The following is a 26,203-nucleotide window of genomic DNA, read 5'->3' as shown; positions in this document are numbered from 1 at the left end:
GCCAAGAATTTTATATCTTGGCTTATTTTATTTATTCATTTACAGTAGCAAAACAACTGTATTTACATATATAATAAGAATAGGTTTCGTTAAACAACATCAAAACATTGATAAACATGGATATTAAAATTATACAGTTATAATATTTTATAAATTTTACAATACATACTATAATAGAACTAATGTAATTCTGAAATATTCAGTTTCTCTAAACCATTCCCCTTGCTACTTTCATGATGACTTTATAGCGGGGGCTTATTATATGTATAAACAATTTGAGTTATCCAAAAAATGATGAATTCGAATATTGCAGTAAAAAGCGTTATTTAGGAGGTGTTACTATGACGCATATACTGGTGATTGAAGACAACCCAGATATACAAGAACTGATTCGGGAATTTCTAATGGCACAAAACTTTACTGTTGATGTCGTTGGCGCTGGAACAGAAGGTATTCTTCTTTTCCAAAAAAATTCATACGATCTTGTCCTCCTTGATGTGATGTTACCAGATATAGATGGCTATAGTATTTGTAAAATTATGCGAGGACAATCTGATGTACCGATCATTATGTTAACAGGCTTACATAATGAAGAAAGTGAAATTAAAGGATTTGAGTTAGGTATTGATGACTATATTACGAAACCGTTCCATTACACCGTATTTATTAAACGTGTAGAGGCTGTATTAAGAAGGGCAGCAACGAAGGAAGCAGAAGCTGCAACTATACTACAATTCCATGAATTGATGTTAAATTCTACAGCCTATGCCGCTTATGTTCATGGTAATCAAATTGAATTAACAACAAAAGAATTTGAAATTTTATATACTTTACTGCAAAATCGGGGAAAAGTATTATCAAGAAGTGATTTGCTGAATAAGGTATGGGGCTATGAACATTATGGTGATGTAAGAGTTATAGATACACATATTAAAAACTTAAGAAAAAAATTAGGGATTCCTTATATTAAAACGGTGAAAGGCATTGGCTACAAAATCGAATCGTAGTACAGACAACATCACCAAAAATATTTTCATCAAAACCTTATTATTTTGTATTCTTTTATCACTTTGTCTTTATCAAATTATTTATTTTCTAGCTTCAAACTACGATAAAGAACGTTTTGCAAAAGAAAATGGAGCGCTGTCTACAGAACAAGCGGATTCAGACAAACAAAACGACCAAAGTAAAACGAATCAAAGTAAGGCTGTTTCAGAGAGTACGATTTCCAATTTCCAATCTTCTATTATAGATTATAATGCACTCTCTACAGCCATAAATCACCTTTTGCAGCCTAGCCAAACTGTAAAAGCAAAAGAACATACCCAAAATATTGCGGGGAAAAACAGCACTTCTACTCCACTTACAGAAACGGAAAAGCAAGTCGCTACTAATGATGCCTTACATAAACAAAATGCAGCAAATAACACAAATGATACACAAGATTATCCAAAATTAGCAGATGCACTGCAGCAATTAGCTCCACATATTGGTGCGACAATGCTTGCATTATCTTTACTCGGATCTTTAATTTATACAAAACTAATTGCCAAACCTTTTCAATTTATGAGCGATGCTTTAAAAGATATTATGAATCTTGATTTCTCAGATAAAAAGCTACTTAACAAAAATACAGACCAAACCGATTTTAATTTACAAGTAGCTGCTTCACAGGTCCCAAATATTGTGAAGAATTTACATGCAAGCAATCAAGATTTAAGAAATGAACTCAAAAAGGAACAACAATTAGAACAATCTCGTAAAGAATTTATGTCTATGATTTCCCATGAATTAAAAACACCAATCGCAGCCGTTATGGGACAACTAGATGGCATGATTCACGGAATTGGAGCTTATAAAGATAGAGATAAATATTTAAAACGTTCCTATGAAATGATGCAAGACATTAACATATTAACGGAAAAAATGTCGGAATTATCCAAAATACAAAACCCTCAATTTAAACCTGATTTAAAAGTTATCTCATTAACTAATATTATTGAGGATGTTATGAAGAAAGTAGATTACTTTGTATCTGTAAAGCAATTAAATGTTCAATCTAACATTAAGCAAGATGTACAAATTTTAGCTGATCCTAAATTTATTCAAACTGCTATTTTTAACATTATTTCAAATGCAATTCATTACACAATTGACCATCAGCATGTATATATAAAGCTTTATGAAAAGCCAAACGGTTATGCATTAGAAGTATTAAATACAGGTTCACAAATTGATGAGGATAAACTCGCCCATTTATTCGAGCCATTCTATCGCGCAAACCCTGGCAAACACGGATTAGTACAAGGTAGTGGTCTTGGGCTATATATTGTAAAACAAATATTAGATAAACATCAGTTTCCTTATGGGATACAAAACACACCTCAAGGTGTAAAATGTTCTATTGTATTCCCAAAAGCAATGTAAAAAACCTACTACAATTTCATACCCCAAATTCATACTTCGTATGAATGGCGGAATTTTGTAGAGTATCTTACTCTGTTTCGTTCGCCCGTTATCCTTATTTGGATAGCGGGCGTTTTTTATTATTTAAAAGGAGGATCTTCATGGAGAAATTTAAGTATTCATTACTTGTTTTATTCGGAGCTTGTAGCTACGGCGTACTTTCAACTATTTTCAAACTCGGATTCATTGATGGATTTTCAGCACATCAACTATTAGGGGGACAATATGTCTTCGGATGGATCGGGCTTCTTCTGCTCGTTCTTTTCGTTTCACGTCATAAAGTAACAAAAAAGCAATTCTTTTCCTTACTAACAGTTGGCACAACAATGAGTATGACTGGTATCTTCTACGCTATTTCTGTAGAAGAACTACCAGCATCTATCGCTGTTGTCCTACTCTTCCAGTTCACATGGATTGGTGTCGTTATAGAAGCAATCGCTAATCGAACATTACCGAGCCGTGAGAAAGTTATATCCATCATTATTTTATTTACTGGAACATTGTTTGCAGGCGGTGTCTTTGAAGGTCTCGGACAAAACTTTTCCACGAAAGGTATTATCTTTGGTCTATTAGCCGCTATCTCTTTTTCATTTTACGTTTTTGCAAGCGGGCGTGTTGCTACAGAAGTACCACCTTATACGAAAAGCTTTCTTATGACAACAAGTGCTACTCTTATCGTATGCCTATTCTTCCCGCCAACCTTTTTAACGGATGGTGCCTTGCAAGCCGGTCTTTGGAAATACGCTTTCTTCCTCGGATTGTTCGGTGTTGTCGTACCTGTCATTTGTTTTTCAATTGGCGTACCGAAAGTAGGAACAGGACTTAGTACAATACTAGGAGCAGCTGAATTACCAACGGCCATTATCGCTTCTATTACACTTGTACATGAAGTCGTAACCTTCATGCAGTGGATTGGGATACTCTTTATACTACTTGGAATTTTTACTCCTCAGCTGCTTACGGCTAGGAAAGAAAAGAAACATAGTAGCGTGCATAGTGCGTAACAAAAGACCTTTCATGTATTTGAAAGGTCTTTTTCTCTATCTCACTTTATCGCTCCATATAGCTTTTCTATTTCATGCTCAATTTGTTTTACATCGATTCGTTCAAATAGTGGCTGTACACTATCAATTCTATTCGGCAACGTATTTTGAGGTTCCCAATTTCGGTTCACAATCGATAATGTATTTCTAACTCTTTCACTTGAGAATGGTAAAAACGGTTCAAGGAGATTTGCAAAATTAGCGATAAGATACACACAGTTATAAATCGTTTCTTCGCATGAAACTGGATCATCTTCCCTTTGTTTCCAAGGCTGCCTCTCATCAAAGTATTTATTTGCAAAACGTACTGCATCAAATATTGTTTCTAGCGCCACCTTAAATTTAGTTTGCTCAATTGATTCTCCTACATATATATATAATCCTTCTATCTTCTCTTTCAGCTCTTCATTAATAATTCCATTGGGTACAATACCATCATAATACTTTTCAATAAACTTTAATGTCCGGTTCACAAAGTTTCCGTATGCACCTAACAATTCACTATTATGACTGTAAATGAATTCACGCCATGAAAAATCAGTATCACGATTTTCTGGTGCGTTTACTGTTAAAAAGTAACGAATAGAATCTGGATTGTAGCGTTCTAATATGTCAGGCACCCATACTGCCCAGTTTTTACTTGTAGATAACTTTCTTTTTTCAACTGTTAAATATTCATTTGAAACGATATGACGAGGAATTGCTCCTTCTCCTATTCCAAGCAATACTGCTGGCCAAATGATGGAATGAAACGGAATATTATCCTTTCCGTGCACATAATATGTTTTCGCTTCTCTATCCCAAAACTCTTGATCATCTTTCCCTGTTTCTTCAGCCCAATGTTTACTCGCCGAATAATATCCTGTCACTGCTTCAATCCATACGTAAATTTTCTTATCTTCATACCCTTCTACTGGAATTGGTACCCCGATTGGTAAATCACGTGATACGGCCCTATCTAGTAATCCTTCCTTAACATATCTCTCTGTTAGTTGAATCGCATTGTCGCGCCATGTTCCTGTTTGTTTTGCGATTTCTACAGCCCTTTTAATTTGCTCCTGAAATGTATGCAATGCAAAATAAAAATGCTCTGTTTCCTGCACGGATGGTGTACTACCACATAACTTACATTTCTTTTCTAACAAATCGAGTGGATCTAAAATAGCTGAACACGCATCGCATTGATCTCCTCTTGCTGCTTCATGGCAATGTGGACAAATGCCTTCTACATAACGATCAGGTAAAAACTGCGTACACGTTTCACAATACGCTTGTTCCACCATTTTTTTATAAATATAGCCTTCTTCTAATAAACGTAAAAAGACATTTTGAACAGTTCCATGATGGTGCTCACTGTCGGTACGTGTATAGCAATCATAAGTAAAACCGAGGCTACGAAAACATCGCTGGAATTCCTCATGATACTTATCAGCAATTTCCTTCGCCGTCACATCTTCTTGTTTTGCCCTAATTGCAATAGGTGTTCCATTACAATCACTTCCCGAAACATACAACACGTTCTCACCTTTTACCCGGTAATAACGTGCTAAAATATCTCCAGGTAACAAACTCGCAATATGTCCAAGATGTAGCGAACCATTTGCATACGGCCAAGCGCCTCCAATAAAAATACTCATCTTACATTCCTCCTTTTAAATATAAAAAAGCCCCACCCTTATCTTAAAAAAGATAAGGGCGGGGCTGTATAAACAGTCGCGGTACCACCTTATTTCGCCAATTACTCACATAATTAACCTTAACAAGTACGGAGCTATATGCTCTTATACTGTGGTTTTGATAACGAGTACCAACTCTCGTCGCCGCCTACTATTATCATTTGATAAGTTCAGGACGAAGCTCAAAGGCCATTGTTCAAATGAATATTCTTGCTTCTTCTCAGCTACCGAAGCTCTCTGGACAGAATGATTTCATTCTACTTTTCCTTTTCAACGCTTTTATATATAACACGTATTTTACGACTTAATTGCAGAAAAATCAAACTTAAATTCAAAAAGAAAAGGAAATTCCATCCCCCTGCCGAATAACTATACGTTCACAAAAGGAGTGATACGATTGAATCAAAAACAACTAAGCACACGTAATGAAAAAAGCTGGAATGCAGCTGCTTATGAAGCTTGGACGAATCGCCACGGGGCGCCAGCCGATTATGCGAAAAAGCTTATGGCAGATCCCATGCGCGAAGTAAATCACTATTTACCTTACATACAATCCCCAAAAGGAAAACGTATTATTAATTTACTCGGGTCAAAAGGGAATAAGGCTGTTGCTCTCGCTCTTTTAGGAGCTGACGTAACAGTTGTTGATATTTCAGCAAGTAATGCAAAATATGCAAATGAACTTGCTGAAGCAGCCGGTGTCTCTATCCAGTATGTCGTATCTGATGTATTAAATGTACAGCTCTCCGAATCATTTGATATCGTATTGCTGGAACTTGGTGTACTCCATTACTTTCTAGATTTAAAACCACTCTTTCAAAAAATTGCTACCTTACTTAAAGGAAATGGAATGCTTATCCTTCGTGACTATCATCCTGTTTACACGAAATTATTAGGAGTAGACCACCCATCATTTCGGGCTAACGGAAATTATTTCGATGAAGAATTAATTGAAGATGATGTTGCTTATAGCATCCTTCTTACAGAAGCGCAGAAAGAATCATTACCGAAAACAACCATCCGTCGCTGGACGCTAGGAGAAATTATTACAACACTTGCGGAAGAACATTTTAAAATTGAAAAATTAGTTGAAGAACAAGGGTCTCATCAAAGGTGGGTCTTCCCTTCTACTGCACCGGAAGAAATTAAAGATCGTGTGCCTGGTTTATATACATTAATTGCGACAGCATGCAAAAAAGGATCCCTTCACGGATAGGATCCTTTTTGCATGCTCACGCATATAAGTTGAGGTTGGAGATTACCATAATTCTGTAGAATAGGACACAAGATATTTCAACATTTCGTCTCTGACTTACGTCGTCAAAAAGGGGTATGACCAACATAACGAAGATTAATGCTCATAGTTGATACTGATAATCGTTATCAACTAATTAGAAGTATACATGATGTTATTTCAAATTACAATAGCATTTCTACTTTTTATTTATGAATTTTTTGATATACAAATGTATACATTTTAAGAACATTTACTCATATCAATCTGCCATCTTCCATTATCTGCTATAATTTTCATTGAACAGATTAAAAACTTCATAATGATGTTTTTATTAATTTCGTTCTTAATATTTATAAATCATAATAAATAGTTTTTAAAGGCAGGGGTAACGATGAAATATGTTAGTATTCGCAAAAAACTACTGTTCACACTCTTAAGCATTTCTTCTTTATTTAGTATTGCTCTTATTGTTATTCTTTCATTCGCTATGAACCAAGCAAGCGAAATTGAAACGTTAAAAAATGATGTATCAAAACGAGCAACAATTTTAAAAGAACGGGGCGATTGGTTCCAAGCACAAGTAGCCGGCTTACAAGAATATTTACTCTCTCATGATCAAAAAGGATTAGATAAGTTCAACCGAGAAGGAAAAAAACTAGCTGATACTAGAGAAAAAGTAACAAGTGATAAAAAACTTCCAGAAGGAATGAAAGAAGCGATTTTAATGGGAGGAAAATGGCGAAGCGTCATAGATAATGAAGTCCTCCCTCTCGCTAGCGAAGGAAAATGGGACGAAGCATCCAAAATCGCTTTAGCTCAAACCGATTATGTAAACGATCTTTTAGGTAGATTTACGAAATATGCAAATGCAGAAAATGATAAACGTGACGCATTAATTGCTGACGTAGAGTCTTCTTCATCTCTTATTCAATATATTATTTTCTTCTCTCTCATTACATGTACGTTAACATCTATTTTATTAGCATGGTGGTTCTCTGGTAAACTCGTTAAACCGATACGACAAATTGATGAGAAATTAAAAGAATTAGCTTCTCAAGACGGCGATTTAACTGCTAGATTACACGTAACGAGTAAAGATGAAATTGGTGATATCGCCAATTCCTTTAATCACATGCTCGCTAACTTACAACGTATCATAAAACAAGTGCAACAAACATCAACAAGTGTAAAAGAAGCGTCTGAAAATGTGTTTATCGAAACCACTGCTTCTATGGAAAATACAGCAAAAACCGAAGAAACTATGAATGCTCTTGCGTATAATATTCGTTCACAAGTTTCAAGCATCGAAGAAAGTTCAACTGCAATGGACGATATGACAACGAGTGTTCAGCGTATTGCAGAATCTGCCTCCTCTGTTGCTAGCCTAGCTGTTACAACTTCAGAAAAAGCAGATGGTGGGAATAAAGTCATTGAGAAATCTATTACACAAATGCATACAATTAACGAAGCTGTTAACGCTACATCACAAGTAGTAGAGCGACTCATTACACATACGAATCATATTGATACTGCACTTCAATCCATTTCTAATATCGCGGAACAAACGAATTTACTCGCTTTAAATGCTTCAATTGAAGCAGCACGTGCTGGCGAACATGGAAAAGGATTCGCCGTTGTTGCCGATGAAGTACGAAAACTTGCTGAACAATCTCAGCTAGCAGCAACTGACATTAACCATTTACTTCATCAAATTCAAGCTGACACAAAAATAGCAAATGAAATGATGACACAAGGTCAATCAGAAGCTTCTGAAGGAATTACAGTCATTCGTACCGCTGGATCTTCATTCTCGGAAATTGTTAACCACATTAACAAAGTCTCTACACAAATGCAAGAAATGTCTGCAACTGCTGAAGAAATGGCCGCAAGTTCAGAAGAAATGAATGCAGCTTTAAATAACATCGCCTCTATTTCAAATGAAGTTGCCGCCGAAACATCACAAACAGCAACTTCGGCTGGTGACCAAGTAAATAAAATGAGTGTCGTTGCTAAAAAAGCTTCTGAAATGAAAACGACCGTACAAGAACTTGAAGTTCTCGTTTCTCATTTCAAAACAAACGTTTAAAGCGAAACTTTCATTTATACTTCTAGGACCTACAAACTATTAAAAAGAGGGATTTACAATCTCTCTTTTTTTACTTTAAAATATCTCTTTCTATCTCTCATTCCGTCTGCTATAATTCCTAGAGGAAAGCTTTATTCCAGAAGGAGTAAAGCTTTCTTTCGATTTTTTACATTAATTAATTCTAATACTAAGATTTCACAAAGGAGGCTTTTTATCATATGAATTTTATTAGCATTCGAAAAAAACTAATGTTCATGATGGGAACGATTTGCGCTTTATTTGGAATCGCCTTAGCTTTTATTTTATTTTTTGCTATTGACCAATCTCATAAAGCTGAAGCTTTACAAAAAGAAATTTCTCCCCTTGCAACAGAATTGAAAGAACGTGGAGACGCTTATCAAGTACAACTTTCTGCTTTAAGAGGTTATTTATTACAACATGATCAAGTCGAATTAGACAAGTTTAATGAGATGAGTAAACGTCTGGAGGATTCAAAAGATAAACTTCTTTCTAATCCAAATGTTTCTCAGTCCATGAAAAATACAATGGAATCAGGATCGACTTGGAGAAAATTTATTGAAGAAAAAGTTTTCACTCTTGCAAAAGAACAAAAGTGGGAAGAGGCTCTACAAGTAGCTTATGCAGAAAATGGTACTGTTTATAAAGTAATTGGTGACTTCACAAATTACAGTAACGAACAAGCTAAGTTACGTGATCAATCTATCAAGAAAATTGATCAATCTTCGCTACAAATTGAATATGTTGTCTTCTTATCACTTGTTATTTGTATTATCGTAGCTATCACTGTTGCATGGTGGTTCTCTGGTAAACTTGTTAAACCAATTCAACAAATTGATAGTAAGCTAAAAGAATTATCATCTCAAGAAGGTGACTTAACAGCCCGCCTACAAGTAAATAGTAATGATGAAATTGGTACGATCGCAACATCATTTAATAAAATGTTAGAAAACCTACAACATATTATCAATCGTGTTCAAAAAACATCTGTGGAAGTGCAAAACGCTTCTGAAAATATGCTAGAAAAGACGAATATATCACGCGAGGCAACAATAAAAGTTCAGAGCTCGATGTCTAGCTTAAATGCAAATATTCAATCACAAGCCTCTAGTATGGAAGAAAGCTCAACTGCAATGGACGATATGGCAGTAAGCGTTCAGCGTATTGCTGAATCTGCTTCATCTATAACTGAACTTGCTGTATCTACATCTGAACAAGCTAATGATGGAAGTACTGTTATTCAAAAATCTGTTTCACAAATGACAACGATACACGACGCGGTAAATGCTACGTCCGAAGTGGTCGAACGTCTAATCACACACACGAAATATATTGATACAGCTGTACAATCTATTTCTAATATCGCAGAACAAACAAACTTACTTGCTTTAAATGCATCTATCGAAGCAGCTCGTGCTGGCGAACAAGGAAAAGGTTTCGCTGTCGTAGCTGACGAAGTTCGAAAACTTGCAGAACAATCTAAAACAGCGGCAACAGATATTAACCAATTACTACATCAAATTCAACAAGACACTGAAACTGCGAGCTCTATGATGTCACAAGGTCGTTCTGAGGCATTTGAAGGCATTCATGTCATTCGTGAAGCTGGCAATTCTTTCACAACGATTGTAGAACAAGTAAATAAAGTATCTACTCAAATGCAAGACATCTCAGCAACTGCTGAAGAAATGGCTGCAAGCGCTGAAGAAATGAACGCTTCACTGAATAACATCGCTTCTATTTCAACTGAAGTATCTAGTGAAACAGCAGCAACAGCACAATCTGCTGAGCAAAAGGTCATTACTATGAATGAGATGACTGTAACCGCTAGACAAATGAAACAAACAGTTGAAGAATTAGATCAACTCGTATCTCATTTCAAAACTGAATAGCTCAAAAAAATATCCCTCTTCCAAAAGGGATATTTTTTTGAGCTCATTTCCTGCACATTATACACATTTCCGTTATAATGAGAATCGATATCATAAATGTGTAGGAGGTGCTATTTATGTCTCAAGAAGCATTTGAAAATAAATTATATGCCAATTTAGAAGCTGTTATTGATCCTGAACTAGGTGTTGATATTGTTAATCTTGGATTAGTTTATGACGTTACAGCAGATGAAAATAATAATGCTGTCATTACGATGACGATGACTTCTATCGGTTGTCCAATGGCTGGGCAAATTGTATCAGACGTTAAAAAAGTATTATCAACGAACGTACCTGAAGTCAATGAAATAGAAGTAAATGTCGTTTGGAATCCGCCCTGGTCTAAAGAACGCATGTCACGTATGGCGAAAATCGCATTAGGTATTCGCGACTAAATAAAGTGAAACTTTAATCAGCCCTCACCAATCGGGCTTTTACGGGATAAAGAAAGACCTGACATCCTAGTCAGGTCTTTTTCTCTTATTATTTTACGCCTACTGCATCATAAGCTTTCGTTACAGCTTGTACAGCTTTAGAGTTTTTACCATATAAATCTTCAGCTGACTGAAGAGCAGCTTGACGCATCATTTTAAAGTCAGAGTTTGCAGTTAAATATTTCGTAAGAGCACGGTAATAAATTTTTTCTGTCGCTTCACGGCCTACTCCAGTTACTTTCACACCGTAATGCTCTCCGCCATCAGATACTAAATATGCAGCTTTATTGTTAATACTACTGTTAATATGAACGCCGCCATTATCAGCTGTTCCAGTGTAGCGTTTATTGTAATGATCTGGGTAACCTTCGCCTGGTTTTAATGGATTTGGAATAGATGCTGGATCTTTCAGAGAACGAAGTGCATCACCAGGTTTTCCAGGTGTATAAATGTCGGCACCTAAATCCCAGCTCTTCTTCTCAACCATGACACCCATAATATCAGATAACGATTCATTTAACGCGCCTGACTCATTTTTATAAACAAGGTTTGCTGTATGTTCAGTTACAGCATGCGTTAATTCATGACCGATAACATCTAGTCCAGCAGATAATGGAATGAATGTTTTTCCATCGCCATCACCATACATCATTTGCACACCATTCCAAGCTGCGTTATTCCAGCTTTCTCCGACGTGAACAGTAGAAATCAGCTTCGCACCTTTATCATCGAAAGAGTTACGATTAAATGTCTTTTTGTAGTAATCGTATACTTTTCCTGCATTTACATGCGCATCAACTGCAGCCTTATCTTCGAAGAACTTAGATTTACTCTCAACTTCTTCTCCTGTATATCCAAGCCATTGTGAGAATAAGTTAAACAAGTTTTCATCCATATTTTCTGCATCAAATGTATGAACACCTTGTCCTCGTTTACCATCAAACAAGTTGAACGCTCCTGTTTTCTCATCTTGAGCAATTTCAAATGATTGTCTATCGCCTAATACTCCGTAACCAAATCCTGTAATATGATCTACAGCATTATATTTTTCAATTACATTTCCATTCGTTGCATCAACAAAATAATGCCAGTATCCTGGAGCTGGTTTTGAAATCGATGCTTTAACTAAGTATGCAAGATAGTAGTTTCCATCTTTTTCATACACAAATAAATCTTTTTTTACACCGTCATAATTTTTTACTTTACCAACTTCTTTTTCAATACCTTCCTTTGCAATCGTTTCTGCTTGCTCTGCGCTAATATTTGCAAATGCAGGAATATTTTTATCATCTAAATTCGGAATAACTTGTCCGAAGAATGCTTTTACATTATTTTCTTTATCTAATGTAACAGTTTGATCTGAACCATACACAGGAATATTATTATGTTTTTCAACTAACTTCACATGTGTCGTACCAGATTCAGCATCTTTTTCCTCCCCAACGACATTGAAGTGTTTGTCAATATTTCCTGCTAATTTAAACATATCTTTCTTACTCTCTAAATATTGAAAGACCGTCTCTTTTTTATCTAGTCCTTCCGGTGCTTTCCATTCTTCACCTATGTATGCAGGTGTTTTAAATTCTTGATGATATTGAATTTTTTGTTCTTCCGCTTTCGTTGTCGTTGCTCCAAATGTTCCAAATCCCCCGGCTATAACAGTTAACGCTAATGCTGATGAAATGACTTGCTTTTTCACTATAACATTCCCCATTCCCATAAAGATTTTTGACACTTTTATACAATTCTTATTTTCTGGGCTAATACCTTTTTCTAAATATTGAGAAAGTTTTTTCTGACAATTCCGCTCAAAAAAAAAGGACATCCATTCGATGTCCTCTTTTCCATAAACGTTCTATTATTTTTTCAATTCAATTGCTAAATAGTGTGATTGCTCTTTCGCTTCAATATGAATATCTTCTTCTACTGCTTCTGCTGCATCACGCATAACAAGATTTTCACCATTTATTACACTACTCCCTTCAATTTGTACAAGGTACAATTGACGGCCTTCTTGCACCGGGAAATGAATTTCTTTTCCAGCATCTAACGATAAAGAATATAAATTCGCATCTTGGTGAATACGAATTGGTGCCTCTCCTTCTACTGGAGATACCATATGGAACCATTCATTTTCACGCTTGCTCCAATCAAATGTAAACTCACCATAGTTTGGTTTATGATCCGCACGATCTGGTAAAATCCAAATTTGTAATAAACGTAGTGTTTCATTTCCTAAATTATGCTCGCTATGAAATACACCTGTGCCAGCACTCATATATTGAACATGTCCTCGCTCAATTGTTCCGCGATTCCCCATGCTATCCTCATGTGTTAAAGCACCATCTACAACGTACGAAATGATTTCCATATCGCGGTGCGGATGCATATCAAAACCAGTTTGTGCCGCTACTAAGTCATCATTAATTACACGCAATGCTCCAAAGTTCATGTTATTCGGGTTATAGTAATTCGCAAAGGAAAAATGAAAATGTGTATTTAACCAACCATGATTTGCTCTTCCCATATTTTTATGATCAACTTTTCTAAACATATCCTTCACCTCATATTATCTCGAATTCAAGATTTATTTTAAAAATTTTTCTCACTGTAATTTTTTTAGTAATTGTAATAATTGATGTTGTTCTTCTACATTTAAATTTTGAAACTGCTCCGCTTGGAACGTTTCTTGAGGCGGGACGATTTCTTCATATAAAGCTTTTCCCTTTTCTGTTAACGAAATATATTTTGTAGTACCTTCTTGTTCACGATGAATCCACTCCAGCTGCTCCATTTTATTTAATAGCTGCGTGATATTTCCCTTCGTAACAAATAGTTTATTTCCGAGCTCTTGCTGCGTTAGACGATTATGTCCTCCAACTTGAGCTAGTACATCAAACTGAGCGGCAGATACATTCCATTCTTTCAAATGCTGATTCGTCTCACGAATACTTTTGTTATAAAAACGTGATAAACGAAACCATAATAGTAATCCGAGTCTATCTTCTGTCTTCATTCTATCACCTCGCTCATTTCATACCATTAGTTTAGAACTAAACTTTATAAAAGTCAATCACTTACTTTTAGTAATCAATAAAGAAAGCACAGTGCCATTTCTCCACTATGCTTTACATTAACTTTCTATTTTTATATTCATCTAACTTCCTCTCCGCGAACTTTCTCGCATCTTTCTCAATCCATCTATCTTCGTACACTTCACTTCCAACATACAATACTTCTCTCTTATGCTGCATCGCATGACGAAACTCATGCAGTAGTGTTTTGAGCACCTGCTCATACTCTTCCCACATACAAACAAAAATTAATTGTTTTTCTTTATGATAAAAACCACCTACTGGGAATAAGAATTCCTCTTCTTCTTCTCCTAATGATAGAAGCACATGATTCGCATCACACGTATCACAAAAAACAACTGGTGTTTTACATACTTCAATCAGTGAAAACAAATCATCTCTAAGCCTTTTGACATCCCAAGGAAGCTCCGAATCCAACACATACCAATTCTCAACTTGTTGATATACATTTTGAAACTGGAGTTCCATTTCTCTATAATCCCCTTTCCAAACTCCCTTTTCCTATATGTATGCCACAATATGTAAAATATTAAACCTACTCTTTCCCCTTTCGAAAAATGACAATAAAAAAAGAATCTATGTCAGCATAGATTCTTTTTACGTAATCACTTTTTTTTCATCACTTTTTTTAATACAAAGTAACCAATTGCACAAACAATAGCTGCAAGTGCAAAGTATTTCACATATGGCCCAGCTACTTTATTAATACTTTCCCACTCTGTTCCTAATTTAAAACCTAAATATACAAATACAATTGACCATGGAATAACAGCTAATGTAGTTAACGTAATAAACTTAGCATGTGACATTTTCGCAATACCCGCTGGTATCGAAATAGCATGACGCACAACAGGAATAAAACGCGCTGTAAAAATAACGCCAGTTCCGTAACGATTAAACCAATCTTCAGCATAATCAATATGTTTCTTTTGAATTAAAATATATTTTCCATATCGCTCAAGGACGGGTCTTCCTCCGTACCGACCGATCCAATAAATGAATAGTTGTGCGATTACACCACCAATTGTACCGAACGCGACAGCGCCCCAAAACGTAATGCTTCCTGTTGATACTAAATAACCTGCATAAGACAATACAATTTCACTCGGAATAACCTCTAACATCAATCCAAGCATAATTCCCCAATAACCAAGTCCTTCTAGAAAAACTAAAACGGAATGAATCAACTCTCCTAACATCATGTACCTCTCTTTACTGTTTTCATTGCAAAAAATAAAAGTACAAGCAGTAAATATCTTGTACTTTTATTTTTTTAAAATTAGTTAGTCTTCGTATCCCACTTAAAGATTTTATTTAAAAATTTATATACATTCTTTGATTCTTTCGTCAGAAGTGGACCTAAGATGGATAGTATAAGCACGTATAGTGCTGAGAATGGTTTCAAGACTGACATTAAACCACCGGCGATGCCGATATTGGCCATAATGATAGAGAATTCTCCTCTTGAAACGATTGTTAATCCAATATTTGTTGACGCTTTATGAGATAATCCAGCTTGTCGCCCTGCAATCATACCTGCAACAAAGTTTCCGATGATTGTAAGAAGGACAGCACCTAACGTTAACCATATCGCTCCGCCTAATGAAAACGGATCAATGCTTAATCCGAAACTGAAGAAGAAAATAGCTCCGAAAAAGTCTCTAAATGGAACAACGAGATGCTCAATTCTGTCACTATGCTCTGTCTCAGAGAAAACTAATCCTAAAAGAAGTGCTCCAATTGCTTCGGCAACGTGAATTGTTTCCGAGAAACCTGCAATAAAGAATAACGAAGCAAATACTACAATAATGAAAATTTCATCTGAACTAATATTGAGCAATTTATTTAATAACGGCGTCGCCTTTCTAGCTACAATAAAGAAGAGAAGCATGTATCCTAAAGCGATTCCAATTGAAGTAAGGGCACCTAAGAATGAAGCATGATCCCCAAGAACTAAGCCTGAAACGACTGATAAATATACAGCAAGGAATATATCTTCAAACATAATAATTCCTAAAATTAATTCGGTTTCATTATTACCAGTTCTTCTTAAATCCACTAACACTTTAGCAACGATAGCACTAGAAGAAATCGTAATAATACCCGCAATAATTAAGATTTCTAGTAAAGGGAATCCCATTATAAATCCGTATAATAATCCAAGTGAAAAGTTAATTAAAATATAGATTGTTCCGCCAATCGCAATAGAACGTCCAGATTTAATTAGTTTTTTCATCGAGAACTCTAGTCCTAGGTAGAACAGAAGGAACAGAACGCCAATCCGTCCAAGGAAGGAAATGACACTTGCACTTTCAATAAACTTGAAATCAATCACACCTATTGTCGGCGCGTGTGGCCCTACTAACATCCCAAGAACAATTAGAAACGGAATGACTGAAAATTTAAACTTCCCAGCAATTACTGCCGCAATTGCAACTAATACTAACGCTGTACCAACTTCAAAAATTAACGTATCCATCTAGTCAGTCCCCCTATTCGAAAGTAACTCATTAATAATTTTTTTAATTTCTTCTCTCTCACCTGAAACTACAAGCATATCGCCTTCTTCAATTACCGTTTCTGGCCCTGGATTAAATAGCTTTTTCATATTCTTTTTCATAACTGCAATGATCGTTACGCTATATGTTTTTCTTATTTCAAGATCACCGATTGTTTTTCCAAGCGCTGGAGCAGCATTCTCTACTTTAAACCACTCAATCGCTAAACCTTCAAAGACCATTTCAACATTTTCTAATGCTCTAGGCTTATATACCATTCCACCTAATATTGCTGCAATTTGTCTCGCCTCTGAGTCACGTAATGAAATACTTGAGATGCTTTCTTCATGATCTGAATCAAAATGATACATTTCTCTACGCCCATCATCATGAATGACAATCACCATCTTTTCGTTACCTTTCGTAACGATTTGAAACTTATAACCAATACCCGGAAGTTCACTTTCTCTAATATTCATATTTAGCTCCTCCATAACTTCTTTATTTTAATTTTCTGTTTTTCTGTCTTTTATTCATCCAATCAATTTTAGAAATTCTAACCATTCAGGATACCTATGACTTGGAAATCTTTTATTGTAATAATAAGTCGCTCCTAAAAAGATACTTAAAGATGAAATGATAAAAAATATATTACTTCTCATTTTCAAACTCTTAAGGCTTACTTTCAATAAAGTTTCTTCTTTCAAATTATCCCCTCTTTCTCGCTTTACATTTAGTTTTTTAAAATGTAAATAATTCTAAAAATATTACTATGTAACATAATCATAACACAAAATGCGTTTATGTAACATGATTTTTTAGAAAAATTGATTCTCGTATATTTTTTGCATATAATTTTCTTATTACGGAAAAAAGGAAGTGTATTATATGGTTGATATCTTTAGCAGATTCCTTGAGGTAACGAATAATATTTTATGGTCATATATTCTTATTGCAATGCTAATCGGCTTCGGTCTTTATTTCTCTTTTAAATTAAAATTCGTCCAAATTACTCATTTACGTGAGATGGTCAGTTTAATTAGTAAAGGATTTAATCGAAAAGAAAAAAAGAAAGATAGCATCTCTCCATTCCAAGCATTTTGCTTAAGTGCAGCAGCACGTATCGGTATCGGAAATTTAGCTGGTGTAGCATTAGCCATTTCAATGGGTGGACCTGGCGCAATATTTTGGATGTGGTTTATCGCAATTATCGGAGCAGCTACTAGTTTCGTAGAATGTACGCTCGCGCAAATTTATAAAGTAAAAGATGGAAGCAGGTTCCGTGGTGGACCAGCATATTACATGGAAAAAGGATTAAACAAACGCTGGATGGGTGTTTGGTTTTCACTTCTTATTACAGTTGCGTACGGATTAATTTTCAATTCTGTACAAGCAAATACAGTAACAATAGCGTTTGAAAATGCTTTTGGACTAGAGCGAACGATCGTAGGAGCTCTATTAGCTTTATTAGTTGCAGTTATTATTTTTGGTGGTATTAAGAGCATTTCACGTATTACAGAAATGATTGTTCCTCCAATGGCGATCATTTATATCGGTGTGGCTATTTTTGTCGTAATTAACAACTTCAATATGTTACCAAGCATTTTCACAGAAATATTTAACAGCGCATTTGGTTTAGACCAAGCTATCGCTGGTGGTATTGGAGCGGCAATCAAATTCGGAATTCAGCGCGGTTTATTCGCGACAGAAGCAGGTATGGGTAGCTCACCTAACGCAGCAGCAACATCAGATGTATCTCACCCTGTAAAACAAGGACTTGTTCAAGCATTAGGTGTTTTCGTAGATACATTCTTAGTATGTACATCAACAGCGTTTATCGTATTATGTTCTGGACTTTACAAAGGATCGAATTTAGAAGGTATTGAATTAACACAACGAGCATTAAGTTCACAAATTGGACCGTGGGCAAGCACTTTCTTAGCGATTATTATTTTCCTATTCGCTTTCAGTTCTTTACTAGGAAACTACTATTATGGTGAAACAAACATCGCATTCATTAAAGAAAGCAAAACATGGTTACTGATTTATCGTGTTGCAGTTGTCGGAATGGTGTTCTTCGGATCTATCGCTGCCCTTCAAACGGTTTGGAGTTTAGCTGATTTCTTTATGGGACTAATGGTATTCACAAACTTAATTGCCATCTCATTCCTTAGCAAGTTTGCATACGCAGCCTTAGTGGACTATATAAAGCAAAAGAAACAAGGAAAAGATCCTGTCTTCGTTGCAAGTTCTATCCCTGGCTTACAGAATACAGAGTGCTGGGATGGACAGGATATAGAAGAGAAGCAAAAGGCTGTATAATAATTAAAAGCAAAAGCAGCTCGTTTAGAACAAGAGCTATATATCAAACAAAATCCCTATTACTCCACAGTAATAGGGATTTTTATTTATAACAGTTCATAATTTGTTCAAATTAATTCCAGCAAAAGGGTTGATTTATACAAATTACTAGATTATAATTATTATAAATTAGTAATTTGTATAACATAACAACTCAAAAGGAGATTGATCATAATGAACAAACAAGTAATCGAAGTATTAAACAAACAAGTAGCAGACTGGAGCGTTTTATTCACAAAATTACACAACTTCCATTGGTACGTAAAAGGACCTCAATTCTTCACATTACACGAGAAATTCGAAGAACTTTACACAGAATCAGCTACTCATATCGACGAAATTGCAGAACGCATTTTAGCAATTGGCGGCAAACCAGTAGCAACAATGAAAGAATACTTAGAACTATCTTCTATTCAAGAAGCAGCATACGGCGAAACTGCAGAAGGAATGGTTGAATCAATCATGAAAGACTACGAAATGATGCTAGTCGAACTGAAAAAAGGCATGGAAATCGCTCAAAACTCTGATGACGAAATGACATCTGACCTACTACTAGGCATCTACACAGAACTAGAAAAACACGCTTGGATGCTACGCGCGTTCTTGAATCAATAATATATTTAAAAGCGGAAGCGGCTCGTTCAGAGTCGCTTTTTTCTATGGGGTTAATCGCGCATATTAGTACATGAAATTTATATCAGCGATTTTTGCATTATATCGGCGATTCTATTAAATATATCAGCGATTTTTTCGATATATCGGCGATTCCATCAAATATATCAGCGATTTTTCCAATATATCGACTTACCGACAAAACACGACAATATCAGCGCCCCTCTCCTCTACTTTTATCAATATATTACAATCCCTTTTATGTTAAAATATAGGTAACACCTTTTAGTAAAATAGATCCAAAAGCTTTTCCATATTCATCATTTACTACTTAAATGGCGGGAGTGGTTCAGTTGAAAGACTACTTAATTAGAGCATTTTTTGCGTTAATAACAGTTGGGATTGTCTTACTTATAGCTAATATTTTCAATATACGTATCGAGGTGAAAGACTATGCTTTCCTCGTTGTTGTAGCAATTGGTGGCGGCTGGGGTGGCTGGTACCTGTATAAAAAACAAAGTAATCAAAGTGATAAAGGCATTCCAAAGTAATACGGAATGCCTTCTTTTATTGCCGCCGATAATAAATAATAAAATTCAAACCGCTAATACAACCAATCGCAATAAACATGCTAAAACTCTGTGCATCTCCGCTTAGACTATACTCATCAACGATAAACCCAGACATAAACAACGTTATCGCTGAAACACCGATACACAATATCGAAATAAACCAAAGCGAAAATTCATTAATTAGCTCTTTCTTCTGTGTTGAAACAATTAGCATAACAAGAATAGATGCTGCTAAAATACTTTTAAAAACAGGACGTAAATACACAAACTCCTCCATCTATTTCTCCTTTTCCAAAAACATTACATCTTAACATTAACATATTTAACCAAATTAAAAACACATGCCTTTTCAAGATAAAATGACATGTGTTTCCAAAAGTCTCTATAATTTTGTATTATGATAACTGTTTCCACTTCGTTCCTAAAACAGGACGCTCGTAATTTTGGATTTCATGAATTAGTTTATCTGCCGTCTCAGCTGAAACAATCAACTCTTTATTAGAAGGGTTCATAAACCCTTCTTCTGCCGCACGTTCAACCATTTGCAGGATTGGTCCATAAAAATCTTTAATGTTTAATAAACCAACCGGCTTATTATGTATACCAATTTGTGACCAACATACAACTTCAAATAGCTCTTCAAACGTTCCATATCCGCCTGGTAATGCAATAAAAGCATCCGCAAGCTCTGCCATTTTCGCTTTACGCTCGTGCATCGTTTCTACTTCAATTAGTTCTGTTAACCCTGTATGTACAATTTCTCCTCGGAATAGACCGCGCGGCATAACACCTGTTACACGCCCGCCTAAACGAAGAACTTCATTTGCTACTTCTCCCATTAATCCAACGCATGAACCACCGTATACGAGCTCATAGTCGTTCTCAACAAACATTCTCCCTAACGCTATTGCTTGCTCTTTAAATTCTGGTCTCTCTCCTAAGTTGGAACCTGCAAACACACAAATCTTTCTCATTCCTACACCCCGAAACTATATATTGTTATGATACAATGAACATTGTACAACATATTGAAGGGATGAGGGAGAAATGGATATCGTCGCATTTCAAAGATGGGTGGAGGAATTTTACGAAAAACGAAGCTGGTCACAATATAATGCCTTTATTCGCTTAAATTTCTTAACTGAGGAAGTTGGGGAAGTTTCACGTGTTGTTCGCGCCATTGAAATTGGCCGTGATCGCCCTGATGAAGAAGTGAAAACAGAAGAAGAGCTAAAACAGGAACTAAAAGAAGAACTTGGTGATGTACTATCTAATCTTATTATTCTTTCACAAAAATATGATTTAGATTTACAAGACATTATGGAGGCTCACGTCACAAAGCTTTCAAAAAGGTTCGAGACATCCAAATGAGAATATTATCAATTATGGTATAATATTCTTGTCACAATACTAAGGGGGATTTTATGTTATCTAAAAAATTGCACGACGCATTAAACGATCAAATGAACTTTGAATTTTACTCTGCCCACGCCTATATGGCAATGGCTGCTTACTGTACAGCTGAGAGCTATGATGGATTCGCTAACTTTTTCCTTGTACAAGCTGAAGAAGAACGTTTCCACGCAATGAAGCTTTATAACTACATTAATGACCGCGGTGAGCGCGCTATTATTACTGGATTTGATAATCCAAATAACAAATACGAATCTGTACTGAACGCTTTTGAAGTGGCACTTGAGCACGAGCGTGAAGTAACGAAGCGTATTTACAACTTATCTGATATCGCTTGGGATGAGCGTGAGCATGCAACAATTACATTCTTAAAATGGTTCGTCGATGAGCAAGTTGAAGAAGAAGCTTCATTCGATAGCATCATCCAAAAATTAAAACGTATTACAAGCGATTCAAACGCACTATTTATGCTAGATGCTGAATTAGAGAAACGTACATTTACGCCTCCAGCTGAGTAGTATTCCAATCACCTTAATGAATGTATTAAGGTGATTTTTTATTTTCTCTTTAGCTTAAAATCACCTTAAATTTCCTCGTATTTGACATAGCGTCAACTATAAAATGGTATTATTTTCAATATAAAATAATATAAAAGGAGAGAAAAAATGAATCAACGTGTAGAAGTTGTTGATGCAATGCGTGGTTTTGCTTTATTTGGTATTTTACTTGTTAATATAACATTAATTCAATTCGGGTTCTTCGCTAATGAAAAACCATCCTATATATTTGGCGGACTCGATAAAGGTGCTAATTGGTTTATTCAATTTTTTGGCACACAAAATTTCATTTCTTTATTCTCTTTTTTATTTGGTCTTAGCATTATTTTGTTACAAAAAAGCATTGTCGCAAAAGGAAAAAAGTTTTCCCCTACATATTTACGTCGTATTCTTATTCTTTTACTACTAGGTTTTATTCACGGCGTGCTCATTTGGTCCGGGGATATTTTATTCTCATATGGCCTCATCGGGATTTTCTTACTGATGTTTATAAACAGAAAGCCAAAAACATTATTAATTTGGGCAACTATTCTACTCGCACTCCTTACACTTATGACTTATTCAACTGACCCAAATACAAATGTTACTGATTTTGCTCCTTATATTGAAAAAGAACATAAAGTTCATGAGACTGGAAGCTATATGGATCATGTCAACTTTAGGTTAACTGAAAATCCTTTCGAATATATAGGCATTGACGGTTTCTTCGGATTAACCTTTATAACACTTTTCACACTCATTTTCCTATCTCCACTCTTCTTAATCGGTATGTACGTAGGAAAAAAAGGATGGTTATTTGAGATTGATAAGCATATCTCTGCTGTCAAAAAGGTCTGGCTTCTTACTGGTATTTTCTCTTTTACAATCAAAACTTCAGCTATGTTCGTTAAACATCCTATTTTACTTATGTTACAAGACGGCCTTACACCAGTAACCATGACCTTCTTTTACGGAAGCACAATTATTTTATTATTCCATTACAAAAAAGCAACCCGTCTACTAACATATATGGCCAATATGGGAAAAATGTCGGTTAGTAATTACTTAGCCCAGTCTATTATCACAACAACAATTTTTTACGCATACGGCTTTGGCTTATTCGGTAAAATAGGATATTTCTTCGGTATTCTTTTAACGATTGGAATCTATACAATTCAATTATTTGTTAGCACATATTGGCTGCGAAAATATCGAATGGGTCCTGTTGAGTATATATGGAGGCTTGGAACTTATTTGGAGAAACCACAATTTAAAAGAGACTTAGATAGAGCAAGTTAAATAAAAAAGCAATGAGCCTACGCTCATTGCTTTTCTTAATTTATTAAAGCATAACCCCAACGATAATCGCTGATAATATACTTACTAACGTTGCACCATATACAAGTTTTAATCCGAATGAAGATACAACGTTTGCTTGTTTGCCATCGATACTCTTCGTTGCACCTGCGATAATTCCGATTGATGAGAAATTTGCAAATGATACAAGGAAGATAGATAAAATACCTACTGTACGAGCTGATAAATCACCAGCTACTTTTCCAAGGTCAAGCATTGCAACGAATTCGTTCGTTACTAATTTTGTTGCCATAATTTGTCCCGCTGTTAGCATCTCTGATGTTGGAATACCCATTACGAATGCTAATGGTGAGAAAACGTATCCTAAAATGCTTTGGAATGTGATTCCGAAAATTGAATCGAACACACCGTTAATTGCTGTAATCAATGCTACGAAACCGATTAACATCGCCGCTACTGTTACAGCGATAGAGAAACCAAGCATAATATATTCGCCTAACATTTCAAAGAATGTTTGTTTTTTATCTTCTTGTAATTCTAAAATATCGTCTTCTTCTTTTACTTCATATGGATTAATGATATGAACGATAATGAATCCACTGAATAAGTTTAATACAAGTGCTGTTACTACATATTTTGGATCAATCATTTTCATGTAAGAACCGACGATTGACATCGATACTGTTGACATAGAAGATGCACAAAGTGTGTATAAACGATTTTTCGGTAATTTGCTTAGTTGATCTTTCACTGTAATGAATACTTCACCTTGACCAACAATTGCAGCTGCTACTGCATTATATGATTCTAGTTTTCCTAAGCCGTTAATTTTACTTAATAGGAAACCGACTGCACGAATGATAATCGGTAATACTTTAATGTGTTGTAAGATCCCAATTAGTACTGCTAAGAAAATAATTGGTAATAATACTGTTAAGAAGAATGGTGCTTGTCCATCATTTGCTAGACCACCAAATACGAAATTAACCCCTGCTTCCGCAAATTTTAAAATAGCGCCAAACCCATCTGCAATCCCTTTTACTAATACAAATCCGACCTTTGTATTTAGTAAGAAATACGCAAGTACCAATTGAATGACAAGCATAAGTGCAATTGGTTTATATTTAATTTTCTTACGATCTGAACTGATAAGGAACCCTAGTACAAATACTACAAGTAAACCGACTAGAAACATTACGATCTTCATATGTGAATCCTCCACTTCTCCCACGAATTATCGGTCGTATAACGTATAACGAATGACGTCTGACCATTGATGTTAAAAAATTTAAAACCCCTAAATATTATTCAACTGCTTTCTAAAATCAGTAAGCGTTTACATAAATTGCAATTTATAAAAGGTAGCTTCTTCTCTCCTACCATACTTGAAAGTCTGAAATTGATACCACCTACAAATCAAATTGTAAGCGTTATCTAGGCGAAATGCAATATAAATTTTAAAAGATTTTTATATGTTAATATATTCCTAATTAATTGGTTTTTTCATGCAAATTTACCATAAAAAAAATAGCCCTAGCTATGAGCTAGAGCCATCCTTTTTTTATAACATAACACCAACGATAATCGCTGATAGAATACTTACTAATGTCGCACCGTACACAAGGCGTAGACCGAATGATGATACAACATTTGATTGGTTTTCATCGATACCTTTCGTTGCACCTGCGATAATTCCGATTGATGAGAAGTTCGCAAATGATACAAGGAATACAGAAAGAATACCAACTGTACGAGCTGATAAATCACCAGCTACTTTTCCAAGATCCAGCATCGCAACAAATTCGTTTGATACTAATTTTGTTGCCATAATTTGTCCCGCTGTTACCATCTCTGCTTGCGGGATACCCATTACGAATGCTAATGGTGAGAAAATGTATCCTAAAATAGCTTGGAATGTAATACCGAACATTGAATCAAACAAGCTATTAATTGCTGTAATTAATGCTACGAAACCAATTAACATTGCCGCTACTGTAATCGCGATTGTGAAACCAAGCATAATATATTCACTTAGCATTTCAAAGAATGACTGTTTTTTCTTATTTTCTAATTTCAGTGTATCTTCTTCTTCTGTAATATCGTACGGGTTAATAATATGAATAATAATGAAACCACTAAATAAATTTAATACAAGTGCTGTTACTACATATTTCGGTTCGATCATTTTCATATAAGAACCTACGATTGACATTGATACTGTCGACATGGAAGATGCACATAATGTATATAAACGATGTTTTGGGATTTTACTTAATTGATCTTTTACTGTAATAAATACTTCCGCTTGCCCAACAATGGCAGCTGCTACTGCGTTATATGATTCTAGTTTTCCTAGACCATTTACTTTACTTAGCGCAGTACCAATAGCACGAATAAATATCGGTAAAATTTTAAAGTGTTGCAGAATTCCGATTAAAACGGCAAAGAATACGATTGGTAATAACGCTGTTAAGAAGAATGAAACCTCTCCTTTATTAACAAGACCGCCAAATACGAAAACGATTCCAGCTTCCGCATATCCAAGAAGCGCGCCAAATCCATCTGAAATTCCTTTTACTAAAATATAACCAACTTGCGTATTTAATAAGAAATAACTTAACGCCAGCTGAATAACAAGCATAATTGCGATTGGTTTATACTTAATCTTCTTTCGATCGGCACTTATAAGAAAACCGAGTACGAATACAACGAGCAATCCTACAAGAAACATAACAAACTTCATTAATAAAATCCTCCATTTAACTCTTCATTAACGTTGAACGTCTGACCACTTGAAATAAGAAATAATCCGAACTTTCCATTTCTCCTCTAAAACCTTCAATCGGATAGGAAAGATCATAAAACCTCTTGTTTCAAAGGCATTTTCCATTCTAACATAAATCACAAC

General features: G+C 35.3%; 25 protein-coding genes and 1 other annotated feature. Of the genes, 13 read left to right on the top strand and 12 right to left on the bottom strand.

Annotated elements, in window-relative coordinates; translation table 11 throughout:
- The first annotated feature begins 341 nt into the window (after positions 1-341).
- The 3 genes from QEP67_RS02085 to QEP67_RS02075 all read left to right on the top strand — a co-directional run bounded on the left by QEP67_RS02085 (position 342) and on the right by QEP67_RS02075 (position 3,470).
- Positions 342-1,007: a response regulator transcription factor gene (locus tag QEP67_RS02085; RefSeq protein WP_000148835.1), complete on the top strand. Its 666-nt coding sequence runs from the start codon at positions 342-344 to the stop codon at positions 1,005-1,007.
- On the top strand, positions 985-2,427 hold the full coding sequence (locus QEP67_RS02080; RefSeq protein WP_064057608.1) for a HAMP domain-containing sensor histidine kinase: 1,443 nt from the start codon (positions 985-987) through the stop codon (positions 2,425-2,427). The genes QEP67_RS02085 and QEP67_RS02080 overlap by 23 nt, the downstream gene beginning before the upstream one ends.
- Before the next feature lie 140 nt (positions 2,428-2,567).
- Positions 2,568-3,470, top strand: a complete 903-nt coding sequence (locus tag QEP67_RS02075; RefSeq protein WP_000410501.1) for a DMT family transporter — start codon at positions 2,568-2,570, stop codon at positions 3,468-3,470.
- 41 nt (positions 3,471-3,511) lie between these two features.
- Here the strand turns inward: QEP67_RS02075 and metG are convergent, their stop codons facing one another.
- Entirely contained in the window at positions 3,512-5,146 is a 1,635-nt protein-coding gene (metG, locus tag QEP67_RS02070) for a methionine--tRNA ligase (protein ID WP_353706511.1), read from the bottom strand.
- 51 nt (positions 5,147-5,197) lie between these two features.
- Positions 5,198-5,468: a binding site (T-box leader), on the bottom strand.
- A gap of 114 nt (positions 5,469-5,582) precedes the next feature.
- On the opposite strand from metG, the gene QEP67_RS02065 reads away from it, so the two are divergent.
- The 4 genes from QEP67_RS02065 to QEP67_RS02050 all read left to right on the top strand — a co-directional run bounded on the left by QEP67_RS02065 (position 5,583) and on the right by QEP67_RS02050 (position 10,852).
- Positions 5,583-6,401, top strand: a complete 819-nt coding sequence (locus QEP67_RS02065; protein WP_001072273.1) for a class I SAM-dependent methyltransferase — start codon at positions 5,583-5,585, stop codon at positions 6,399-6,401.
- 412 nt (positions 6,402-6,813) lie between these two features.
- On the top strand, positions 6,814-8,508 hold the full coding sequence (locus tag QEP67_RS02060) for a methyl-accepting chemotaxis protein (RefSeq protein WP_048563501.1): 1,695 nt from the start codon (positions 6,814-6,816) through the stop codon (positions 8,506-8,508).
- A gap of 218 nt (positions 8,509-8,726) precedes the next feature.
- Positions 8,727-10,418 (top strand): methyl-accepting chemotaxis protein, encoded by a 1,692-nt coding sequence (locus QEP67_RS02055; protein WP_353706510.1) that lies wholly within the window; start codon positions 8,727-8,729, stop codon positions 10,416-10,418.
- 116 nt (positions 10,419-10,534) lie between these two features.
- Positions 10,535-10,852, top strand: coding sequence for a metal-sulfur cluster assembly factor (locus QEP67_RS02050; protein ID WP_000076427.1), 318 nt, complete (start codon positions 10,535-10,537; stop codon positions 10,850-10,852).
- Between the two features lie 88 nt (positions 10,853-10,940).
- Here the strand turns inward: QEP67_RS02050 and nprB are convergent, their stop codons facing one another.
- From nprB to QEP67_RS02015, 7 genes are all read right to left on the bottom strand, one after another.
- Positions 10,941-12,590 (bottom strand): neutral protease NprB, encoded by a 1,650-nt coding sequence (gene nprB / locus QEP67_RS02045; protein ID WP_353706509.1) that lies wholly within the window; start codon positions 12,588-12,590, stop codon positions 10,941-10,943.
- 159 nt (positions 12,591-12,749) lie between these two features.
- Positions 12,750-13,445 (bottom strand): pirin family protein, encoded by a 696-nt coding sequence (locus QEP67_RS02040; RefSeq protein ID WP_353706508.1) that lies wholly within the window; start codon positions 13,443-13,445, stop codon positions 12,750-12,752.
- Between the two features lie 51 nt (positions 13,446-13,496).
- Complete coding sequence (locus QEP67_RS02035) at positions 13,497-13,907, bottom strand: MarR family transcriptional regulator (protein WP_000845460.1); 411 nt, start codon at positions 13,905-13,907, stop codon at positions 13,497-13,499.
- A gap of 112 nt (positions 13,908-14,019) precedes the next feature.
- Positions 14,020-14,454 (bottom strand): DUF3920 family protein, encoded by a 435-nt coding sequence (locus QEP67_RS02030; protein ID WP_000422829.1) that lies wholly within the window; start codon positions 14,452-14,454, stop codon positions 14,020-14,022.
- Between the two features lie 137 nt (positions 14,455-14,591).
- The gene (locus tag QEP67_RS02025) at positions 14,592-15,185 is read right to left on the bottom strand and encodes a DedA family protein (protein WP_000900216.1); all 594 of its coding nucleotides are present in this window, start codon (positions 15,183-15,185) and stop codon (positions 14,592-14,594) included.
- Positions 15,186-15,265: 80 nt separating this feature from the next.
- A complete protein-coding gene (locus tag QEP67_RS02020) occupies positions 15,266-16,465 on the bottom strand; it encodes a cation:proton antiporter (protein WP_000380218.1) in 1,200 nt (399 codons plus the stop codon).
- Positions 16,466-16,963, bottom strand: a complete 498-nt coding sequence (locus tag QEP67_RS02015) for a cation:proton antiporter regulatory subunit (RefSeq protein WP_001026071.1) — start codon at positions 16,961-16,963, stop codon at positions 16,466-16,468.
- Between the two features lie 409 nt (positions 16,964-17,372).
- On the opposite strand from QEP67_RS02015, the gene QEP67_RS02010 reads away from it, so the two are divergent.
- From QEP67_RS02010 to QEP67_RS02000, 3 genes are all read left to right on the top strand, one after another.
- Positions 17,373-18,806, top strand: a complete 1,434-nt coding sequence (locus QEP67_RS02010; RefSeq protein WP_064460068.1) for an alanine/glycine:cation symporter family protein — start codon at positions 17,373-17,375, stop codon at positions 18,804-18,806.
- A 213-nt stretch (positions 18,807-19,019) separates the two neighbouring features.
- On the top strand, positions 19,020-19,460 hold the full coding sequence (locus QEP67_RS02005) for a Dps family protein (protein WP_001041898.1): 441 nt from the start codon (positions 19,020-19,022) through the stop codon (positions 19,458-19,460).
- A 350-nt stretch (positions 19,461-19,810) separates the two neighbouring features.
- Positions 19,811-20,008, top strand: coding sequence for a hypothetical protein (locus tag QEP67_RS02000; RefSeq protein ID WP_000656323.1), 198 nt, complete (start codon positions 19,811-19,813; stop codon positions 20,006-20,008).
- A gap of 16 nt (positions 20,009-20,024) precedes the next feature.
- Here QEP67_RS02000 and QEP67_RS01995 read toward each other — a convergent pair whose 3' ends face one another.
- Together QEP67_RS01995 and QEP67_RS01990 are read right to left on the bottom strand one after the other, a co-directional pair.
- Positions 20,025-20,306 carry a hypothetical protein gene (locus tag QEP67_RS01995; protein WP_098953700.1) on the bottom strand — a complete coding sequence of 94 codons (282 nt, stop codon included), beginning with the start codon at positions 20,304-20,306 and terminating at the stop codon, positions 20,025-20,027.
- A gap of 118 nt (positions 20,307-20,424) precedes the next feature.
- Positions 20,425-20,988 (bottom strand): TIGR00730 family Rossman fold protein, encoded by a 564-nt coding sequence (locus tag QEP67_RS01990; protein ID WP_174888053.1) that lies wholly within the window; start codon positions 20,986-20,988, stop codon positions 20,425-20,427.
- An 88-nt stretch (positions 20,989-21,076) separates the two neighbouring features.
- Between QEP67_RS01990 and QEP67_RS01985 the strand changes: the two genes are divergently transcribed.
- The 3 genes from QEP67_RS01985 to QEP67_RS01975 all read left to right on the top strand — a co-directional run bounded on the left by QEP67_RS01985 (position 21,077) and on the right by QEP67_RS01975 (position 23,277).
- Positions 21,077-21,400, top strand: a complete 324-nt coding sequence (locus QEP67_RS01985; RefSeq protein WP_000355759.1) for a MazG-like family protein — start codon at positions 21,077-21,079, stop codon at positions 21,398-21,400.
- A 53-nt stretch (positions 21,401-21,453) separates the two neighbouring features.
- Entirely contained in the window at positions 21,454-21,960 is a 507-nt protein-coding gene (locus tag QEP67_RS01980) for a ferritin (protein ID WP_075309546.1), read from the top strand.
- 147 nt (positions 21,961-22,107) lie between these two features.
- The gene (locus QEP67_RS01975; protein ID WP_048566643.1) at positions 22,108-23,277 is read left to right on the top strand and encodes a DUF418 domain-containing protein; all 1,170 of its coding nucleotides are present in this window, start codon (positions 22,108-22,110) and stop codon (positions 23,275-23,277) included.
- A 43-nt stretch (positions 23,278-23,320) separates the two neighbouring features.
- Here QEP67_RS01975 and QEP67_RS01970 read toward each other — a convergent pair whose 3' ends face one another.
- Complete coding sequence (locus QEP67_RS01970; protein WP_000706847.1) at positions 23,321-24,502, bottom strand: nucleoside transporter C-terminal domain-containing protein; 1,182 nt, start codon at positions 24,500-24,502, stop codon at positions 23,321-23,323.
- 354 nt (positions 24,503-24,856) lie between these two features.
- Positions 24,857-26,038 (bottom strand): nucleoside transporter C-terminal domain-containing protein, encoded by a 1,182-nt coding sequence (locus QEP67_RS01965; RefSeq protein WP_151035627.1) that lies wholly within the window; start codon positions 26,036-26,038, stop codon positions 24,857-24,859.
- Between the last annotated feature and the right edge of the window lie 165 nt (positions 26,039-26,203).

The sequence above is a fragment of the Bacillus cereus group sp. MS39 genome (assembly GCF_040448665.1).
Taxonomy (GTDB): domain Bacteria; phylum Bacillota; class Bacilli; order Bacillales; family Bacillaceae_G; genus Bacillus_A; species Bacillus_A wiedmannii.
Note: the sequence above shows the minus strand (reverse complement) of the source record. Positions and strands in the feature narration are given on the sequence as shown.

Excerpts from the sequence above, each read along its gene's own strand:
- QEP67_RS01965 (WP_151035627.1), bottom strand. The coding sequence starts at position 26,038 with ATGAAGTTTGTTATGTTTCTTGTAGGATTGCTCGTTGTATTCGTACTC.
- QEP67_RS02085 (WP_000148835.1), top strand. The coding sequence starts at position 342 with ATGACGCATATACTGGTGATTGAAGACAACCCAGATATACAAGAACTG.
- QEP67_RS01985 (WP_000355759.1), top strand. The coding sequence starts at position 21,077 with ATGGATATCGTCGCATTTCAAAGATGGGTGGAGGAATTTTACGAAAAA.
- QEP67_RS01995 (WP_098953700.1), bottom strand. The coding sequence starts at position 20,306 with ATGGAGGAGTTTGTGTATTTACGTCCTGTTTTTAAAAGTATTTTAGCA.
- QEP67_RS02005 (WP_001041898.1), top strand. The coding sequence starts at position 19,020 with ATGAACAAACAAGTAATCGAAGTATTAAACAAACAAGTAGCAGACTGG.
- QEP67_RS02050 (WP_000076427.1), top strand. The coding sequence starts at position 10,535 with ATGTCTCAAGAAGCATTTGAAAATAAATTATATGCCAATTTAGAAGCT.
- QEP67_RS02010 (WP_064460068.1), top strand. The coding sequence starts at position 17,373 with ATGGTTGATATCTTTAGCAGATTCCTTGAGGTAACGAATAATATTTTA.
- metG (WP_353706511.1), bottom strand. The coding sequence starts at position 5,146 with ATGAGTATTTTTATTGGAGGCGCTTGGCCGTATGCAAATGGTTCGCTA.
- QEP67_RS01970 (WP_000706847.1), bottom strand. The coding sequence starts at position 24,502 with ATGAAGATCGTAATGTTTCTAGTCGGTTTACTTGTAGTATTTGTACTA.
- QEP67_RS02015 (WP_001026071.1), bottom strand. The coding sequence starts at position 16,963 with ATGAATATTAGAGAAAGTGAACTTCCGGGTATTGGTTATAAGTTTCAA.
- QEP67_RS02040 (WP_353706508.1), bottom strand. The coding sequence starts at position 13,445 with ATGTTTAGAAAAGTTGATCATAAAAATATGGGAAGAGCAAATCATGGT.
- QEP67_RS02060 (WP_048563501.1), top strand. The coding sequence starts at position 6,814 with ATGAAATATGTTAGTATTCGCAAAAAACTACTGTTCACACTCTTAAGC.
- QEP67_RS02075 (WP_000410501.1), top strand. The coding sequence starts at position 2,568 with ATGGAGAAATTTAAGTATTCATTACTTGTTTTATTCGGAGCTTGTAGC.
- QEP67_RS02055 (WP_353706510.1), top strand. The coding sequence starts at position 8,727 with ATGAATTTTATTAGCATTCGAAAAAAACTAATGTTCATGATGGGAACG.
- QEP67_RS02030 (WP_000422829.1), bottom strand. The coding sequence starts at position 14,454 with ATGGAACTCCAGTTTCAAAATGTATATCAACAAGTTGAGAATTGGTAT.
- QEP67_RS02035 (WP_000845460.1), bottom strand. The coding sequence starts at position 13,907 with ATGAAGACAGAAGATAGACTCGGATTACTATTATGGTTTCGTTTATCA.
- QEP67_RS01975 (WP_048566643.1), top strand. The coding sequence starts at position 22,108 with ATGAATCAACGTGTAGAAGTTGTTGATGCAATGCGTGGTTTTGCTTTA.
- QEP67_RS02020 (WP_000380218.1), bottom strand. The coding sequence starts at position 16,465 with ATGGATACGTTAATTTTTGAAGTTGGTACAGCGTTAGTATTAGTTGCA.
- QEP67_RS01980 (WP_075309546.1), top strand. The coding sequence starts at position 21,454 with ATGTTATCTAAAAAATTGCACGACGCATTAAACGATCAAATGAACTTT.
- QEP67_RS02025 (WP_000900216.1), bottom strand. The coding sequence starts at position 15,185 with ATGTTAGGAGAGTTGATTCATTCCGTTTTAGTTTTTCTAGAAGGACTT.